Source organism: Phyllobacterium lublinensis (assembly GCF_020164435.1).
Classification (GTDB): domain Bacteria; phylum Pseudomonadota; class Alphaproteobacteria; order Rhizobiales; family Rhizobiaceae; genus Phyllobacterium; species Phyllobacterium lublinensis.
Genome location: NZ_JAIUDQ010000003.1, coordinates 97,878 through 114,403 on the forward strand (window position 1 = coordinate 97,878; position 16,526 = coordinate 114,403).

Here is a 16,526-nt window from a genome sequence, read left to right on the forward strand (position 1 = left end):
TCCGCAAATCATGTCTATCCCGCATGATCCCAGCAAATATTAGCAATGCCGATCATCTGGTCACCGGCACGGATTTGATGATAGACCTGCGATACACTGAGGAGAATCCGCATGGCAAATTCCAAGCCGTCCTTTGTCTGGACAGACCCGTTTCTGCTGGAAGATCAGTTGACTGCAGATGAGCGGATGATCCGCGACAGCGCTCGCGCCTTCGCACAAGGTGAGCTGCTGCCACGCATTGAAGAGGCCTATCTGGAGGAAAAGACTGACCCTGAGCTGTTCAGGCTCATGGGCGAATCCGGTCTTCTTGGCGTCACCTTGCCTGAAGAGTACGGCACGGCCGGTGCTTCCTATGTCGCTTACGGTTTGGTTGCGCGCGAAGTCGAGCGTGTCGACAGTGGCTACCGCTCGATGATGAGCGTGCAGTCGTCTTTGGTCATGTACCCTATCTACGCCTATGGCTCTGAAGAGCAGCGCAACAAGTACCTGCCAAAGCTTGCCTCCGGTGAGTGGATCGGATGTTTCGGCCTGACCGAACCTGATGCCGGTTCTGATCCCGCCGGCATGAAAACCCGCGCCGAAAGGGTGGCCGATGGCTATCGGCTGTCCGGCTCGAAAATGTGGATATCCAATTCCCCGATCGCCGATGTCTTCGTCGTCTGGGCCAAGTCCGACGCGCATGACGGGCAGATTCGCGGCTTCGTGCTGGAGAAGGGCATGAAGGGTCTTTCCGCCCCGAAGATTGGCGGCAAGCTGTCATTGCGGGCCTCGATCACCGGTGAAATCGTCATGGACGGCGTGGTGGTGGGCGAGGAGCATTTGCTGCCGAACGTGTCCGGGCTGAAAGGCCCGTTCGGCTGCCTCAACCGTGCCCGCTACGGCATCTCCTGGGGTGTGCTTGGCGCGGCCGAGGATTGCTGGCAGCGTACCGTTCAATACGGGCTCGACCGCAAGCAATTCGGGCGGCCATTGGCTGCGACACAGCTCTTCCAGAAGAAATTCGCCGATATGCAGACCGAGATAGCACTTGGCCTGCAAGCCTCCCTGCGGGTCGGCCGTCTCTTCGACGAGGGCAAGGCGGCGCCCGAGATGATCAGTCTCGTCAAGCGCAACAATTGCGGCAAGGCCCTGGATATCGCCCGGGTTGCCCGCGACATGCACGGCGGCAACGGAATCCAGATCGGTTACCACGTCATGCGTCACGCGCAAAACCTTGAGACAGTCAATACCTACGAGGGCACGCACGACGTTCACGCCCTTATCCTTGGCCGTGCTCAGACCGGCATTCAGGCCTTCTTTTAAGGGCAATCGGCAGATCCCACCCTGCGTGATGGTCTGCCGGCCCTTTAGGGGTAGTTATCAGGCGTTGTGCGCCAGGGGCGCATCGATGTGCTTTTCGAGCGCCGCCAGCAAAATGCAGAGCGCAATGCCCTCCGATGCCTGCTCAACCTCCCGAAGCGATGGGTAGGTTGGCGCAAGGCGAAGCGTCCGGTCATGCGGATCTCGTCCGTAAGGCGACGTCGCGCCCGCGGGCGTGAGAACGACACCAGCCTGCCGCGCAAGATCGACGATCTGCTTGGCCGTGCCATCCATTCCATCCACGCAGATGAAGTAACCGCCCTCCGGCTTCGTCCAACGTGCAACGCCGGTACCGGACAGACGCTTCTCAAGCGCGCCGATGACTGCATCGAACTTCGGTTCGATCAAGGCCCGATGCGCTTCCATATGTTGGTGCAAGCCTTCAATGTTCCTCAGGAACCGCACATGTCTGATTTGATTGAGCTTGTCCGGGCCGATTGTCCGCTTGCCTGCCCGTGCCAGATACCACTTCACGTTTGCCGCGGAAGAGGCAAACAGCGCAAGACCGGCACCGGCAAGCGTGACCTTGGACGTGGAGGCGAAGACGAAAGCACGATCCGGATTGCCCGCCTGCTCGCAAAGCTCAAGAATATTGGCAATTTCATGCCTTTGCGGGGTCAGATGGTGCACGGCATAGGCATTGTCCCAGAAAAGCCGGAAGTCGGGGGCTCCTGTCCGCATTGCCGCCAGCCGCTCGATCACCTCCGTCGAATAGACTTCGCCTGATGGGTTCGAATATTTCGGAACGCACCACATGCCCTTTACGTCGGGATCGGCCGCAAGTTCCTCGACCATGTCCATATCCGGTCCATGACCCGTAAGGGGCACGGGCAGCATGCGGATTCCATATTCTTCGCAGATGGCGAAATGCCTGTCATAGCCGGGTACAGCACAGATGAAGGCTGGCGTCCCCGATTGCTGGGACCATGGGTCCATTTCACTCGAAACACCCTTGAACAGTGACCAGGCGAGGCAATCATGCATCAGGGCAAGGCTCGAATTGTCGCCAACGACAATCCGCTCCGCTGGCGCGCCCATCATCGGCGCGAACAGTGCGCGCACCTCTGGCAAGCCCTGCAGGCCGCCGTAGTTGCGCGCATCTTCGCCGGCTTCGGTAAAATGATCGCCGTTGCCGGGCAGGGCGAGCATGCCACTTGCAAGGTCGAGCTGTTCCGGACTTGGCTTGCCCCGGGTCATGTCGATCTGCAGACCGCGGCCACGGAACAGGTCGTATTCACCACGAACCCTGTCGCGCAATGCGCGCAGGTCTTCGGCGCTCAAATCAGCGATGCCACCCATAGCCGTTCAGCCCTTTTGCTGCTGGACAATGCCATAAATGTTCGTCGAACGGGCACCCGACCGGCAATAGGCGAGAACGGGCCCCTCGGCCTCTTCCAGCGCTTGAGCCATGGCGTCGACGTCGTCTTGAGTGAGTTGCCCGGAGACAACAGGAACGTAATAGATCGGGATGCCTGCTTTTTCGGCAACGCGCGCGATCTCTGCGAATTCCGGCTGATCCGGCGCTTCGCCGTCCGGACGGTTGCATATGAGCGTGTGGTAGCCCGCCGCAGCAATATCGCGCACATCATCGGGTGAAATCTGGCCGGTCACGGCAAAACCTTCGTCAATTTGACGGATATCCATTTTATGTCCTTGGAGAAAGTTGGTTTGGCAGCACCATACATCAAACGGAGGGCAATGCCACATCAAAGCGTCTTTACCGCGCAGCTATGCCTATTAATTAGCCACATATGAATATGTGACTAAAGTATGAGCTTGCGATGGCCGGCGGTATCAGCAAACGCTTGCACTTCCCGTTTGTGTCCCCGTTCGGGAAATCTATAATATGTTGATAATTTTGAACAATTCGGATGTCCTCAAAAACCGTCGCCAACTTGGCACGGTCATTGCTTTGAACTCCTTTGGTACCAACAACCAAAAGAGGGGTTCACCTGAATGTTCACTTTACCAGCCAGATTTATCGGGACCTTGGCAGCCGCAGCAATAGGCGCGTCGCTGGCTATGTCCCCGGCAAGCGCCGCGGATGACACGATCAAGGTCGGCATCCTGCATTCGCTCTCCGGAACGATGGCGATTTCCGAGACGACCCTCAAGGACACGATGCTGTTCCTGATCGAGGAGCAGAACAAGAAAGGCGGAATTCTGGGCAAGAAGCTGGAAGCTGTCGTTGTCGACCCAGCATCCGACTGGCCGCTGTTTGCCGAAAAAGCGCGGCAGCTGATCGAACAGGACAAGGTAGCGGCCGTGTTCGGTTGCTGGACGTCCTCATCGCGCAAGTCCGTATTGCCGGTTTTCGAAGAATTGAATTCCCTGCTGTTCTACCCCGTTCAGTATGAGGGTGAGGAAAGCTCGCGCAATGTGTTCTACACGGGCGCTGCTCCGAACCAGCAGGCCATTCCAGCCGTTGACTATCTCGCCAAGGAAGAAGGCGTTGAGCGTTGGGTCCTTGCCGGCACCGACTATGTCTATCCGCAGACAACCAACAAGATCCTGAAAGCCTATCTCAACGCCAAGGGCGTCAAGGATGAGGATATCATGATCAACTACACGCCATTCGGCCATTCTGATTGGCAGACAATCGTTTCTGATATCAAGAAGTTCGGTTCGGCGGGCAAGAAGACGGCCGTGGTCTCGACCATCAATGGCGATGCGAACGTGCCGTTCTACAAGGAACTCGCCAACCAGGGCATCAAGGCCGAGGATATACCGGTGGTTGCCTTCTCGGTCGGCGAAGAGGAACTCGCAGGTCTCGACACCAAGCCGCTTGTCGGGCATCTCGCTGCCTGGAACTATTTCCAGTCGGTCGATGCTGACGTCAATGCCGATTTCATAAAGGAATGGCATACATACATCAAGAACGACAAGCGCGTGACCAACGATCCCATGGAGGCGACCTTTATCGGCTTCAACATGTGGGTAAAGGCCGTTGAGGCCGCTGGCACAACGGACTCCGGCGCCGTCATCGATTCGATCGTTGGCGTTTCCGTTCCCAACCTTTCCGGCGGATCGTCGACGATGATGCCTAACCATCACATCACCAAGCCGGTGCTGATCGGCGAAGTCCAGGACGATGGCCAGTTCGACATCGTCTACCAGACGCCCGGCCTCGTTGTCGGCGACGAGTGGTCGGACTACCTCCCGGGGTCGAAGGATCTGATCTCCGATTGGCGAAAGCCAATGGCATGCGGCAATTTCAATGTTGCCAGCGGCAAGTGCGGCGGCGTCACGAACTAAGAACCCCGCTCGCTACATCGGCTTCGGATCAGGGCATCATCCGAGGCTGGCACCACCTCCGCGTGCGGGGGTGGTGTTCTTCCCCACAATCTTGAAACGCAGGATCGATTGATGCAATTCATCCGTTTGCTGTCCGCAATTTTCCTGATGCTCGGCATTCTTCATCATGCTGCCAATGCACAGACTGTCGATGACGCAACGTTGCGGCCGCTTGTCCAGGCGCTTGCAGGCGAGAATTTCGACAACACGACTAAGGCGATTTCTGATCTTGTGAAGACCGGCGACCCGCGGGTCTCTTCGCTCCTGAATGCCCTTGGCGGAGGCGATCTCTACGTTTCCAAGGCGGACAAAACCGTATTCCTCGGCAAACGCCAAGGTTCTGATTATGCCGCAACGGATCCCGTAACCGGCGCGACTCTTGCTCCGGTACCCCGTTCGGCTGCGGAAAAGATAAAGGTCAACAACCGCCTGCGGCGCGAGATCTCGGCCGCAATCGGCGGATTGACCTTGATGAGCGAAAATGCTGGCGAACGCCGCTCGGCCGCCGAAGCAATTTTGAAGTCGAGGGATCCGGAATCGATCCCGCTGCTGGACCGGGCGATCGCTGCCGAAAACGATCCCTCCATCAAGGCGTTGATGAGCCAGGCCAAGGCCGCGGCCGTTCTCAATTCCGGCTCACCCGATGACGCAAAGATCGCCGCGATAGCCGAAGTCAGCGGCGGCAACAGCCGTGATGCGCTCGGCCTGCTCACGCCGCTTGAAGGCGCCGAAGGTCCGGTTGGCGATGCTGCGCGCGCGGCGATCAGCAGCATCAATTCCGAGCTTGCCATTTGGAATGCTGTCCAGAACATCGTCTATGGACTGTCGCTGGGCTCCGTGCTTCTCCTGGCCGCCATCGGTCTTGCGATCACGTTCGGCGTCATGGGCGTCATCAACATGGCGCATGGCGAGATGGTCATGATCGGCGCCTACACGACCTTCGTTGTTCAGCAGATCATCCGCACTACGGCGCCTGGTATTTTCGATTATTCGCTCCTGATCGCGCTGCCTGCCGCATTCATGGCTTCGGGAGCCATTGGTGTCCTCATCGAACGGAGCGTTATTCGCTTTCTCTACGGCCGGCCGCTGGAGACCCTGCTTGCCACATGGGGCATATCCCTGGTTTTGCAGCAGGCGATCCGGTCCTGGTTCGGTGCCTCCAATGTCCAGGTCGGCAATCCGTCGTGGATGGCAGGCTCGTTTGATCTGGGCCCGCTGACACTCACCTGGTCCAGGTTGTGGATCATCGTCTTTGCCCTGTCGGTATTTGCGATCCTTCAACTCGTCTTGAAGAAGACCATGCTCGGCCTGCGCATGCGAGCCGTTACCCAAAATCGTCGCATGGCGGCCTCGATGGGCATCCGGACTCCATGGGTTGATGCACTGACCTTTGGTCTGGGTTCCGGGATTGCCGGCATCGCCGGTGTTGCCCTCAGCCAGATCGACAATGTCAGTCCCAACCTGGGGCAGGGTTATATCATCGACAGTTTCATGGTGGTGGTGTTCGGCGGCGTCGGCAATCTCTGGGGAACGCTCGTTGGAGCCATGTCGCTCGGAATTGCCAACAAGTTTCTCGAGCCCTTTGCCGGTGCTGTTCTCGGCAAGATACTCGTCCTCGTGCTGATCATACTTTTCATCCAGAAACGTCCGCGCGGTCTTTTCGCACTCAAGGGAAGGGCGATCGAGGCATGATTACCCAATGGTTTTTCTCACATGTTGACCGGCGTGGCGGCATCGTCATTACGCTTCTCGTGGCCATCGCCGTGCTGGTGCCCCTGTCCAATCTCCTGCTTCCGGCTACGTCACCCTTCCATGTCCCGACCTATCTCGTCTCACTGATCGGCAAATATCTCACCTATGCGATGCTGGCGGTTGCGCTCGATCTGGTCTGGGGGTTCTGCGGTATCCTCTCGCTCGGTCATGGTGCATTTTTTGCGCTCGGCGGCTATGCCATGGGCATGTATCTGATGCGCCAGATCGGAGCACGCGGTGTCTATGCCGATCCGGTATTGCCGGACTTCATGGTTTTTCTCAACTGGAAGGAGCTGCCGTGGTTCTGGTACGGATTCGACAGTTTCTGGTTCGCCGCATTGATGGTGCTGCTGGTACCAGGGGTCCTTGCCTTCGGCTTTGGCTGGCTCGCCTTTCGTTCGCGTGTGACCGGCGTATACCTTTCGATCATCACGCAGGCCCTGACCTATGCGCTGCTGCTCGCATTTTTCCGCAACGATATGGGATTTGGTGGCAATAATGGCCTTACCGATTTCAAGGATATTCTCGGTTTCAACATCCAGGCCGACATTACCCGTTCCCTGTTGTTTGCCACGACAGCCCTGTTTTTGGCGCTTGCCGTCTTCGTCACCAGCTTCATTGTCCGCTCCAAACTCGGCAAAGTGCTGGTCGGCGTGCGTGACGCCGAGAGCCGCATGCGTTTTCTCGGCTACCGCGTTGATCGCTTCAAGCTCTTCGTCTGGACGGTTTCGGCGATGATGGCGGGTGTTGCGGGCGCCCTCTACGTGCCGCAAGTCGGGATCATCAATCCCTCGGAATTCGAGCCGGCCAATTCCATCGAGGCGGTCATCTGGGTGGCCGTCGGGGGGCGTGGAACCATCATCGGCCCAATCATCGGTGCCGTACTGGTCAATTTCGGCAAAACCTATTTCACCGCGGCATTCCCGGAAATCTGGCTTTTTGCACTTGGTGCTCTCTTTATCGTCGTCACCCTGTTCCTCCCCAAGGGCATTCTCGGTCTTTATGGCACGTGGAAGAGCAAGTGGACCGATCGCACTGCGCGAAACAGGGATGCAGTGCTACCACCAGTTGCTGCCGTGCGCTCCGGCCACACGCCAATCCCCGAACCTCAAGCGGCGGAATAGATCATGAAAGCCCAGGACACTTTGCTTTATCTCGATGGCGTATCGGTTTCTTTCGACGGATTTCGAGCCATTTACAATCTCTCGCTTGTGCTGCAGTCCGGCGAGATGCGGGCGATCATCGGACCCAACGGCGCCGGCAAGACCACCATGATGGACATCATCACCGGCAAGACCAGGCCGGATACCGGAGATGTCTACTTCAATGGAGAAGTCGACCTCACCAAGCATGACGAAGCAGAAATCGCGCTGCTCGGCATCGGCCGCAAGTTCCAGAAGCCCACTGTCTTCGAAAGCCACACCGTGGAGGACAACCTGGTCCTGGCATTGTCCGGACCAAGATCGGCCTTCTCAACGCTTTTTCATCGCCAGAGCAAGGACGAGGCCGAACGCATTCGCGAGATTCTCGATACGATCCGTCTCCATGACAAGCGCGATTGGCTTGCGGCCAATCTCTCGCATGGCCAGAAGCAATGGCTTGAGATCGGCATGCTGCTCGCGCAAGACCCCAAATTGCTCCTGGTCGATGAGCCGGTTGCAGGAATGACCGATGCCGAAACTGCAGAAACAGCGAAGCTCCTGCGCGAGATCGCCAAGACCCGCTCGGTGCTCGTGGTCGAGCATGACATGCATTTCGTTCGCGAACTCGATGTGAAGGTGACCTGCTTGCACGAAGGCACGGTGCTTGCCGAAGGTTCGCTGGATTTTGTCAGCAATGATCAGCGCGTGATCGAGGTGTATCTTGGCCGGTAGAGCGCAATTTTCAGGAAAAGTCTTGTCCGGTTTCCCGGAACAACAAGGAAATATCCCATGCTGACTGTTGAAAATGCGTCCCTGCATTACGGCGCAGCGCAAGCGTTGCGCGGAGTATCGCTCGAGGTAAGGCCGAAATCGATCACCTGCGTTCTCGGCCGCAATGGTGTCGGCAAGACCAGCATGCTCCGGGCCATCGTTGGGCAGCACCCGTTGTCTTCCGGCTCGATCAGTTTCGACGGTGCACCCCTCGGCAGGAAGCCGTCCTATGATCGTGCACGCGCGGGGATCGCCTTTGTGCCGCAAGGACGCGAGATTTTCCCTCTGCTCACCGTTCGCGAGAATCTTGCAACCGGCTTTGCCGCAGCGCGGCAGGGGAATCGCAATGTGCCGCCTGAAGTCTTCGAATTGTTTCCGGTGTTGAAAACGATGCTGGGGCGACGCGGTGGCGATTTGTCAGGCGGGCAGCAGCAGCAGCTTGCAATCGGCAGGGCGCTGGTAACGCGGCCGAAGCTGCTCGTGCTGGATGAGCCGACCGAAGGTATTCAGCCATCGATTATCAAGGATATTGGCCGCGCGATCCAGTTCCTGCGCGATCAGACGGGTCTCGCAATCCTTCTGGTAGAGCAGTATCTCGACTTCTGCCGGGAGCTTGCCGATCATGTCTACATCATGGACCGGGGCGAGATCGTCCATTCAGGCGATGCCGCCAGCCTGGACAGGCCCGAGGTGCGCAAGTTCTTGACGGTCTGAAAACTTGCCTTGCTGATAACATCGCATCCCCATTAGGGTCGTTCAGGAGGAACAACCCGGATGATCGACAAGCTGGAATTTTTCATTGCCCTGGCGCGCCATCGGCATTTCGGCCGCGCGGCGGAAGAGTGTGGCGTGACCCAGCCCACCTTGTCCGCCGCAATACGTCAGCTTGAAGATACGCTCGGCGTTGTGCTGGTACAGCGCGGATCGCGCTTCAAGGGCCTGACCTCCGAAGGCCAGCGCGTGCTCGAATGGGCCAGGCGCATCGTCGGTGACACGCGCACCATGCGCGAGGAGATCCGCGCTGCCCGCTTCGGCCTTGCCGGTCACGTGAAGATTGCGGCGATTCCGACGGCACTCGCCATGGTCTCGCGGTTGACCACGCCATTTCGCGAGAAACATCCGGACGTCACGTTTTCCATAACGTCGCGCACGTCACTGGAAGTCCTGACACTGCTCAGCAATTTCGAGATCGACGTCGGTATCAGTTATCTTGACAACGAGCCGCTGGGACGCGTGACGTCCGTGCCGCTCTATTCGGAGCGCTACCAGCTCATTACGTCGGCAGGCAATACCTATTCCGACCGGCAATCTGTGACCTGGGCCGAGGTGGGGCAATTGCCGCTCTGCCTCCTGACGATGGACATGCAGAACCGCCGCCTGATCAACAAGCATCTGGAGGAAGCGGGCATCGAGGTTCACCCGACCCTCGAATCAAATTCGATGATCGTGCTGTTCTCGCATATTCGCACAGGAAAATGGGCCAGCATCATGCCGCTGAACCTCGCCGAGTCCCTGGGGTTTGCCGAGCCCATACGCTCGATACCCATCGTAGAGCCCGATGCGCGTCATCTTGTCGGCCTGGTCGCTGCGGACCGGGAGCCGCATACGCCGTTGGTTTCTGCGCTGCTTCACGAGGCCCGAACGCTGGCCACAAGCTTGAATCTGGTTTGATAGAAGATTTCTATCGTTCGACGAGTCTGCTATATTGATATCAGCGGCTATTTTTGATCTGTTCTAAGGAGTGGGGAGAAAAACAAGGGAGGGCACTGCACGATATGCAGGGTGCACGTACCGACATCGCCGAAAGGGCGATAGGCATTATCGATCAACTGAAGGGCAAAGAGGGTCCTCTGCTTCCCATTCTGCACGAACTGCAGGATGAGTTCGGCTATGTGCCGGAGGAGGCTTTGCCGTTGATTGCGCAAGCCCTGAACATTTCCCGCGCCGAAGTACATGGCGTTTTCACCTTCTATCATGACTACCGCGATCATCCTGCGGGGCGGCATGTCCTGAAGCTCTGCCGTGCGGAGGCGTGCCAATCCATGGGTGCTGAGGCGCTTGCCAACACGGCGCGGCAATTGCTCGGCGTCGATTGGCATGACACGACCGCCGACGGGGCCGTTACGCTTGAGCCGGTCTACTGCCTCGGCCTTTGCGCCTGCGCACCTTCTGCCATGCTTGATGGTGAAGTCATTGGCAGGCTGGATATTGAAAAACTTGAGGAAATCGCCGCGGAGGTGCGCCTGTGACGGTCACCATATATGTTCCGCGCGATTCTGGTGCCCTCGCGGTCGGCGCCGAAAAAGTCGCGAAGCAACTCCAGGCTGAGATCGATGGGCGCAATCTCGACGTTAAGATTGTGCGCAACGGTTCGCGTGGGCTGTACTGGCTCGAACCCATGGTCGAGGTCGAGACGCCAAACGGGCGCGTCGCCTATGGTCCAGTGAAGGCAACGGACGTTCCGGCACTGCTCGACAACGGCATGGCCGACGGCAGGGTACATCCGCTCTGGCTCGGACTAACCGATCAATTGCCGTTTCTTGCAAGGCAGACCCGCCTGACGTTCGCGCGCTGCGGCATCACAGACCCGGTCTCGCTGGACGATTATCGTGCCCATGACGGCTTGAAAGGGCTCGAACATGCCCTCAGGCTTTCGCCTGCCGAAATCGTGGCGCAAGTGACGGAATCCGGCCTGCGCGGTCGTGGCGGAGCGGGTTTCCCGACCGGTATTAAATGGAAGACCGTTCTCGACACCGCCGGGACCCAGAAATACATCGTGTGCAATGCGGACGAAGGCGATAGCGGCACGTTCGCCGATCGCATGATCATGGAAGGCGATCCCTTTGTTCTGATCGAGGGCATGGTCATCGCCGGTATCGCCGTCGGCGCGACCCGTGGCTATATCTATACGCGTTCGGAATATCCCCACGCCATTGCAATCATGAACGAAGCGATCGAAGTCGCCCGCAGGGGCGGCGTCCTCGGTCCGTCCGTTCTTGGATCCTCCCACGCCTTTGATCTTGAAGTGCGCGTTGGCGCAGGCGCTTATGTTTGCGGTGAAGAAACGGCACTTCTGGAAAGCCTCGAGGGTCGTCGCGGCATCGTCCGTGCCAAGCCGCCCCTGCCGGCGCACAAGGGACTTTTCGGCAAGCCGACCGTGATCAACAACGTCATCTCGCTTGCTTCGGTCCCCATCATCCTCGACAGGGGAGCCGCCTTCTACAAGGACTTCGGCATGGGCCGCTCGCGCGGCACCATCACGCTGCAGATTGCCGGCAACGTCAAATATGGCGGCCTCTTCGAAACAGCCTTTGGTCTGTCGCTCGGCGAAATCGTCGAGGACATAGGCGGCGGTACCCGGAGTGGCCGGCCGGTCAAGGCCGTGCAGGTTGGCGGTCCGCTTGGCGCCTATTTCCCGCGCGAACTGTTCGATACGCCCTTCGACTATGAAGCCTTCGCGGCCAGGGATGGCCTGATTGGCCATGCCGGCCTGGTCGTATTCGACGACAGCGTCGACATGCTCAAGCAGGCACGCTTTGCGATGGAGTTCTGCGCAATCGAATCCTGCGGCAAGTGCACGCCATGCCGCATTGGCTCGACTCGGGGCGTCGAGGTCGTCGACCGCATCTCGGCCAATATCGAACCTGAGAAGCAAATCGAAGTTCTGACCGATTTGTGCAATACTATGAAGTTCGGCTCGCTCTGTGCCCTGGGCGGCTTCACGCCCTATCCCGTCATGAGTGCGCTAACGCATTTTCCTGAAGATTTCCGGCCCGCGCCTGTCGCGGCTGCGGCGGAATAGGAGCTTCAAAATGTCTCTGATTGAAGAAATCGACTACGGCACGCCCGCCAGTACCTCCGAAAAGATGATCACGCTGACCATCGACGGAAACGAGGTTACCGTTCCCGAGGGTACCTCGATCATGCGCGCCTCCATGGAAGCCGGCATCAAGGTTCCGAAACTGTGCGCCTCGGACATGGTTGATGCCTTTGGTTCCTGCCGGCTGTGCCTGGTCGAAATCGAAGGTCGCAATGGCACGCCCGCTTCCTGCACGACGCCTGCCATGGAAGGTCTTGTGGTCCGGACCCAGACGCAGCGCCTCAAGGACATCCGCAAGGGCGTGATGGAACTCTACATTTCCGATCACCCGCTTGATTGTCTCACCTGCGCCGCCAATGGCGATTGTGAATTGCAGGACATGGCAGGTGCGGTTGGCCTGCGCGATGTGCGGTATGGCTATGAGGGCGACAACCATGTTTTCGCCAAGGCTGGTGCAGTGGCGAACGATCGCTGGCTGCCGAAGGACGAATCCAATCCCTATTTTACCTATGACCCTTCGAAGTGCATCGTCTGTTCGCTGTGTGTCCGCGCCTGTGAGGAGGTGCAGGGTACCTATGCGCTGACCATCGAGGGTCGCGGCTTCAGCAGCCGGGTTTCTTCCGGCGCTGCCCATGACAATTTCATCGACAGCGAGTGCGTATCCTGCGGCGCCTGCGTCCAGGCCTGCCCAACAGCGACGCTCACCGAAAAGTCGGTCATTGAAATCGGCCAGCCTGAACACTCCAAGGTGACGACCTGCGCCTATTGTGGTGTGGGATGTTCGTTCAAGGCGGAAATGCGCGGTGAAGAACTCGTGCGCATGGTGCCCTGGAAGGACGGCAAGGCCAACCGCGGACACTCCTGCGTCAAGGGTCGCTTCGCTTATGGCTACTCGACCCACAAGGATCGCATCCTGAACCCTATGATCCGGGAGAAGATCTCGGACCCATGGCGCGAAGTCAGCTGGGACGAGGCCTATAAGTACGTGGCGAACGAATTCCGCCGCATCCAGTACCAGTACGGCCGCAATTCCATTGGCGGCATCACATCCTCCCGCTGCACCAACGAAGAAACGTACCTCGTGCAGAAGCTGGTTCGTGCCGGCTTCGGCAACAACAATGTCGATACCTGTGCCCGTGTCTGCCATTCACCGACCGGCTATGGTCTCAAGCAGACCTTCGGTACCTCTGCCGGCACACAAGATTTCGACAGTGTCGAGCATACCGACGTGGTCATGATCATCGGCGCCAATCCGACGGATGGCCATCCGGTGTTCGCCTCCCGCCTGAAAAAGCGCCTGCGCAAGGGGGCAAAGCTGATCATCGTCGATCCGCGCCGCATCGACCTTGTGCGCACGCCCCATGTGGAAGCATCCTACCATTTGCCACTGCGACCAGGCACGAACGTGGCCGTCGTCACGTCGATGGCGCATGTCATCGTCACCGAAGGACTGTTTGACGAAAAGTTCATCCGCGAGCGGTGTGATTGGGATGAATTCCAGGATTGGGCGGCCTTCGTATCTTCTCCCGAACACAGCCCCGAGGCCATCGAGCAGATTTCCGGTGTTTCGCCGCAAATGCTGCGTGAGGCAGCGCGGCTATTCGCCACCGGCGGTAATGGTTCGATCTATTATGGCCTTGGCGTCACCGAACACAGCCAGGGTTCGACGACCGTGATGGCAATCGCCAACCTCGCTATGGCCACCGGCAATATCGGCCGCGAGGGTGTTGGTGTAAATCCGCTGCGCGGTCAGAACAATGTGCAGGGCTCGTGCGACATGGGCTCGTTCCCGCATGAACTGCCGGGCTACCGCCACATATCCGATGAATCCACGCGCGACATCTTTGACAAGCTGTGGGGCGTCAAGCTGCAGGATGAACCTGGCCTGCGCATCCCGAACATGCTCGACGCTGCCGTCGATGGCTCGTTCAAGGGCATCTACATCCAGGGCGAGGACATTTTGCAGTCCGATCCCGACACCAAGCATGTCGCAGCCGGTCTCGCCGCGATGGAATGTGTGGTCGTTCATGACCTCTTCCTCAACGAAACCGCAAACTATGCGCATGTCTTCCTGCCGGGTTCGACCTTCCTGGAAAAGGACGGCACCTTCACCAATGCCGAGCGCCGCATCAACCGTGTGCGCAAGGTCATGAGTCCGAAAAATGGCTATGCCGATTGGGAAGTTACCCAAAACCTTGCCACGACAATGGGTCTGAACTGGAACTATACGCATCCATCGCAGATCATGGATGAGATTGCGCAGACGACGCCAAGCTTTGCTGGTGTGACCTATGATCTGCTCGACAGGGAAGGTTCCGTACAGTGGCCGTGCAATGACAAGGCACCGCTGGGAACGCCCATCATGCATATCGAGAGCTTCGCCCGGGGCAAGGGCAAGTTCATCCGAACCGAGTATGTGGCCACGGACGAGCGCACAGGACCGCGCTTCCCGCTGTTGCTCACGACCGGTCGCATCCTGTCGCAGTACAATGTCGGTGCGCAGACACGCCGTACGGACAATGTCATCTGGCATGAGGAGGACCGGCTCGAGATCCACCCGCATGATGCGGAACAACGCGGCATCCGCGATGGCGACTGGGTAAAGGTCACCAGCCGTTCAGGGGAGACCACGCTGCGGGCACTCATTACTGATCGGGTGTCGACGGGTGTCGTCTATACGACCTTCCACCATCCGACGACCCAGGCCAATGTCATCACCACGGATTTCTCCGATTGGGCGACGAATTGCCCGGAATACAAGGTGACGGCGGTACAGGTCGGCGCATCGAATGGGCCGAGCGACTGGCAGGTCAGGTATGACGAGCAGGCGCGCCGCAGCAGGCGTATCGCGCCGGTGCTGGATGCGGCCGAATAATCATGCAATCGCGACCCACACGGTTGTCTGTGCCGCGCATTACCCGTCGCCGCAAGGAGACGGGTGATGTTTATGCGACCGACAGCCGGATGGTGCCCGAAGAGACCCCCGTCGCTTTCAGCTATAATGGCACGACCCATGCGGTCATGATGGCGACCCCCGCCGACGCGGAAGATTTCGCGGTCGGTTTCAGCCTGTCGGAGGGCATCATTTCCCGGATCGATCAGATCAGCGAAATCCATGTCGAGGAACACGACGAGGGTGTGGATATCCAGATCCGTCTTGCCGGCGATGCAGGCCAGGAATTGACCGATCGTCGGCGGCGCATGGCCGGTCCCGTTGGATGCGGTCTGTGTGGCATCGAGTCGATCGAGCAGGCGCTGAAGCCGGTTGCTTCGGTCGATGGGTTGCGGCTGAAACTCGGCCCCGATGAGATTGCCGAGGCGGTGCGGCTGCTGTCAAAAGTGCAGCCGCTGCACAGCGAGACCGGCGCGGTTCACGCCGCCGGCTTCTATGTTCCAGAAAAGGGTATTGTGGCAGTACGCGAGGATGTTGGCCGTCATAATGCACTGGACAAGCTCGCCGGCGCGCTCTGCCGCGCTGGCATCAAAGGTGAGTCCGGAGCAGTGGTCATCACCAGCCGGGTGTCGATCGAAATGGTACAGAAAACGGCTATCATAGGCAGCCCGGTGCTGATTGCCGTATCGGCGCCCACGGCCCTTGCCATCCGCACGGCCCATGCTGCAGGGATGACGTTGATTGCGCTCGTCAGAGGCAATGAATTTGACGTCTTCACGCGCCATGAGCGCATTCCCCTGATTTCCGGGGAACTGGCGGCCGGTTCGGCGGATATCCTGCCCCCAGCTTCGGCTCAAGCGGACCCAGACCCCGCCAAATCAAGCCTTGTTCAATCCCCGTCTGTACGAATGGTGCAATATGGATAGTAAGAGCCACAAGACAACCGCCGACAAGCTGGTCTACATGGCCAATCAGATAGCGGCGTTCTTTCATACCCAGCCTAAGGACGAGGCTGTGGCGGGTGTCGCCGATCACATCAATCATTTCTGGGAGCCGCGCATGCGTGCGCAACTATTCACCATTCTCGGCGAGCCCGACAATGGTCTCGATCCGCTCGTCGTCGAGGCCGCAAAGCAGATCCGCAAGCCAGGGCCGGTTCCAGCTTGAGACATGACCTTGTTTGGACATAGCGAATAATAGATCCTGTTGAGAAGGGCCCCGTAGCGGGCCCTTCGTTCATTTCACTGCCGGCAGATGTTCCGCGGATCAAACGGCAGGTCGGCCAATTCATCGAGCCGCATGGCTTCCAATACCGGGTGGGACAGCGGGTCGCTATACCAGTCCGCAGTTTCGTCAGCGCTTCGGAACCATTGTGACAGGACTTGGAGCAAGGAGAAAATCTTCATGTCGTCTATCCTTTAATTTCGAAATATGGGTTATTTTGTTCCGTTGTGTTAGGATCTGCAATCCAGATTGCTGAAACCGATGTGAAGAA

At 58.5% G+C, this 16,526-nt stretch carries 15 protein-coding genes; 12 read left to right on the plus strand and 3 right to left on the minus strand.

The window, feature by feature from the left end:
* Window positions 1-111: 111 nt before the first annotated feature.
* Window positions 112-1,302 (plus strand): acyl-CoA dehydrogenase, encoded by a 1,191-nt coding sequence (locus tag K9U38_RS05155; protein WP_224493278.1) that lies wholly within the window; start codon window positions 112-114, stop codon window positions 1,300-1,302.
* A 57-nt stretch (window positions 1,303-1,359) separates the two neighbouring features.
* Here K9U38_RS05155 and K9U38_RS05160 read toward each other — a convergent pair whose 3' ends face one another.
* Window positions 1,360-2,658: an aspartate aminotransferase type Ic gene (locus K9U38_RS05160; protein ID WP_224493279.1), complete on the minus strand. Its 1,299-nt coding sequence runs from the start codon at window positions 2,656-2,658 to the stop codon at window positions 1,360-1,362.
* Window positions 2,659-2,664: 6 nt separating this feature from the next.
* Window positions 2,665-3,003 carry a protein tyrosine phosphatase family protein gene (locus K9U38_RS05165; protein WP_224493280.1) on the minus strand — a complete coding sequence of 113 codons (339 nt, stop codon included), beginning with the start codon at window positions 3,001-3,003 and terminating at the stop codon, window positions 2,665-2,667.
* 312 nt (window positions 3,004-3,315) lie between these two features.
* Between K9U38_RS05165 and urtA the strand changes: the two genes are divergently transcribed.
* From urtA to K9U38_RS05220, 11 genes are all read left to right on the plus strand, one after another.
* Entirely contained in the window at window positions 3,316-4,614 is a 1,299-nt protein-coding gene (urtA, locus tag K9U38_RS05170) for an urea ABC transporter substrate-binding protein (RefSeq protein ID WP_224493281.1), read from the plus strand.
* Window positions 4,615-4,725: 111 nt separating this feature from the next.
* Window positions 4,726-6,345 carry an urea ABC transporter permease subunit UrtB gene (urtB, locus tag K9U38_RS05175; RefSeq protein WP_224493282.1) on the plus strand — a complete coding sequence of 540 codons (1,620 nt, stop codon included), beginning with the start codon at window positions 4,726-4,728 and terminating at the stop codon, window positions 6,343-6,345.
* Window positions 6,342-7,529 (plus strand): urea ABC transporter permease subunit UrtC, encoded by a 1,188-nt coding sequence (urtC, locus tag K9U38_RS05180; protein WP_370631824.1) that lies wholly within the window; start codon window positions 6,342-6,344, stop codon window positions 7,527-7,529. Before urtB ends, urtC begins: the two co-directional genes overlap by 4 nt.
* Before the next feature lie 3 nt (window positions 7,530-7,532).
* A complete protein-coding gene (gene urtD, locus K9U38_RS05185; protein ID WP_224493283.1) occupies window positions 7,533-8,279 on the plus strand; it encodes an urea ABC transporter ATP-binding protein UrtD in 747 nt (248 codons plus the stop codon).
* Between the two features lie 57 nt (window positions 8,280-8,336).
* Complete coding sequence (urtE, locus tag K9U38_RS05190; protein WP_224493284.1) at window positions 8,337-9,032, plus strand: urea ABC transporter ATP-binding subunit UrtE; 696 nt, start codon at window positions 8,337-8,339, stop codon at window positions 9,030-9,032.
* Between the two features lie 60 nt (window positions 9,033-9,092).
* The gene (locus tag K9U38_RS05195) at window positions 9,093-9,989 is read left to right on the plus strand and encodes a LysR family transcriptional regulator (protein ID WP_224493285.1); all 897 of its coding nucleotides are present in this window, start codon (window positions 9,093-9,095) and stop codon (window positions 9,987-9,989) included.
* A gap of 104 nt (window positions 9,990-10,093) precedes the next feature.
* A complete protein-coding gene (locus K9U38_RS05200; protein ID WP_224493286.1) occupies window positions 10,094-10,567 on the plus strand; it encodes a formate dehydrogenase subunit gamma in 474 nt (157 codons plus the stop codon).
* Complete coding sequence (locus K9U38_RS05205; RefSeq protein ID WP_224493287.1) at window positions 10,564-12,120, plus strand: formate dehydrogenase beta subunit; 1,557 nt, start codon at window positions 10,564-10,566, stop codon at window positions 12,118-12,120. The genes K9U38_RS05200 and K9U38_RS05205 overlap by 4 nt, the downstream gene beginning before the upstream one ends.
* Window positions 12,121-12,130: 10 nt before the next feature.
* A complete protein-coding gene (gene fdhF, locus K9U38_RS05210) occupies window positions 12,131-15,013 on the plus strand; it encodes a formate dehydrogenase subunit alpha (protein ID WP_224493288.1) in 2,883 nt (960 codons plus the stop codon).
* A 2-nt stretch (window positions 15,014-15,015) separates the two neighbouring features.
* A complete protein-coding gene (gene fdhD, locus K9U38_RS05215) occupies window positions 15,016-15,957 on the plus strand; it encodes a formate dehydrogenase accessory sulfurtransferase FdhD (RefSeq protein WP_224493289.1) in 942 nt (313 codons plus the stop codon).
* Window positions 15,950-16,198 carry a formate dehydrogenase subunit delta gene (locus tag K9U38_RS05220; RefSeq protein ID WP_224493290.1) on the plus strand — a complete coding sequence of 83 codons (249 nt, stop codon included), beginning with the start codon at window positions 15,950-15,952 and terminating at the stop codon, window positions 16,196-16,198. The genes fdhD and K9U38_RS05220 overlap by 8 nt, the downstream gene beginning before the upstream one ends.
* A gap of 74 nt (window positions 16,199-16,272) precedes the next feature.
* Here K9U38_RS05220 and K9U38_RS05225 read toward each other — a convergent pair whose 3' ends face one another.
* Complete coding sequence (locus K9U38_RS05225) at window positions 16,273-16,437, minus strand: hypothetical protein (RefSeq protein ID WP_224493291.1); 165 nt, start codon at window positions 16,435-16,437, stop codon at window positions 16,273-16,275.
* Window positions 16,438-16,526 lie beyond the last annotated feature (89 nt).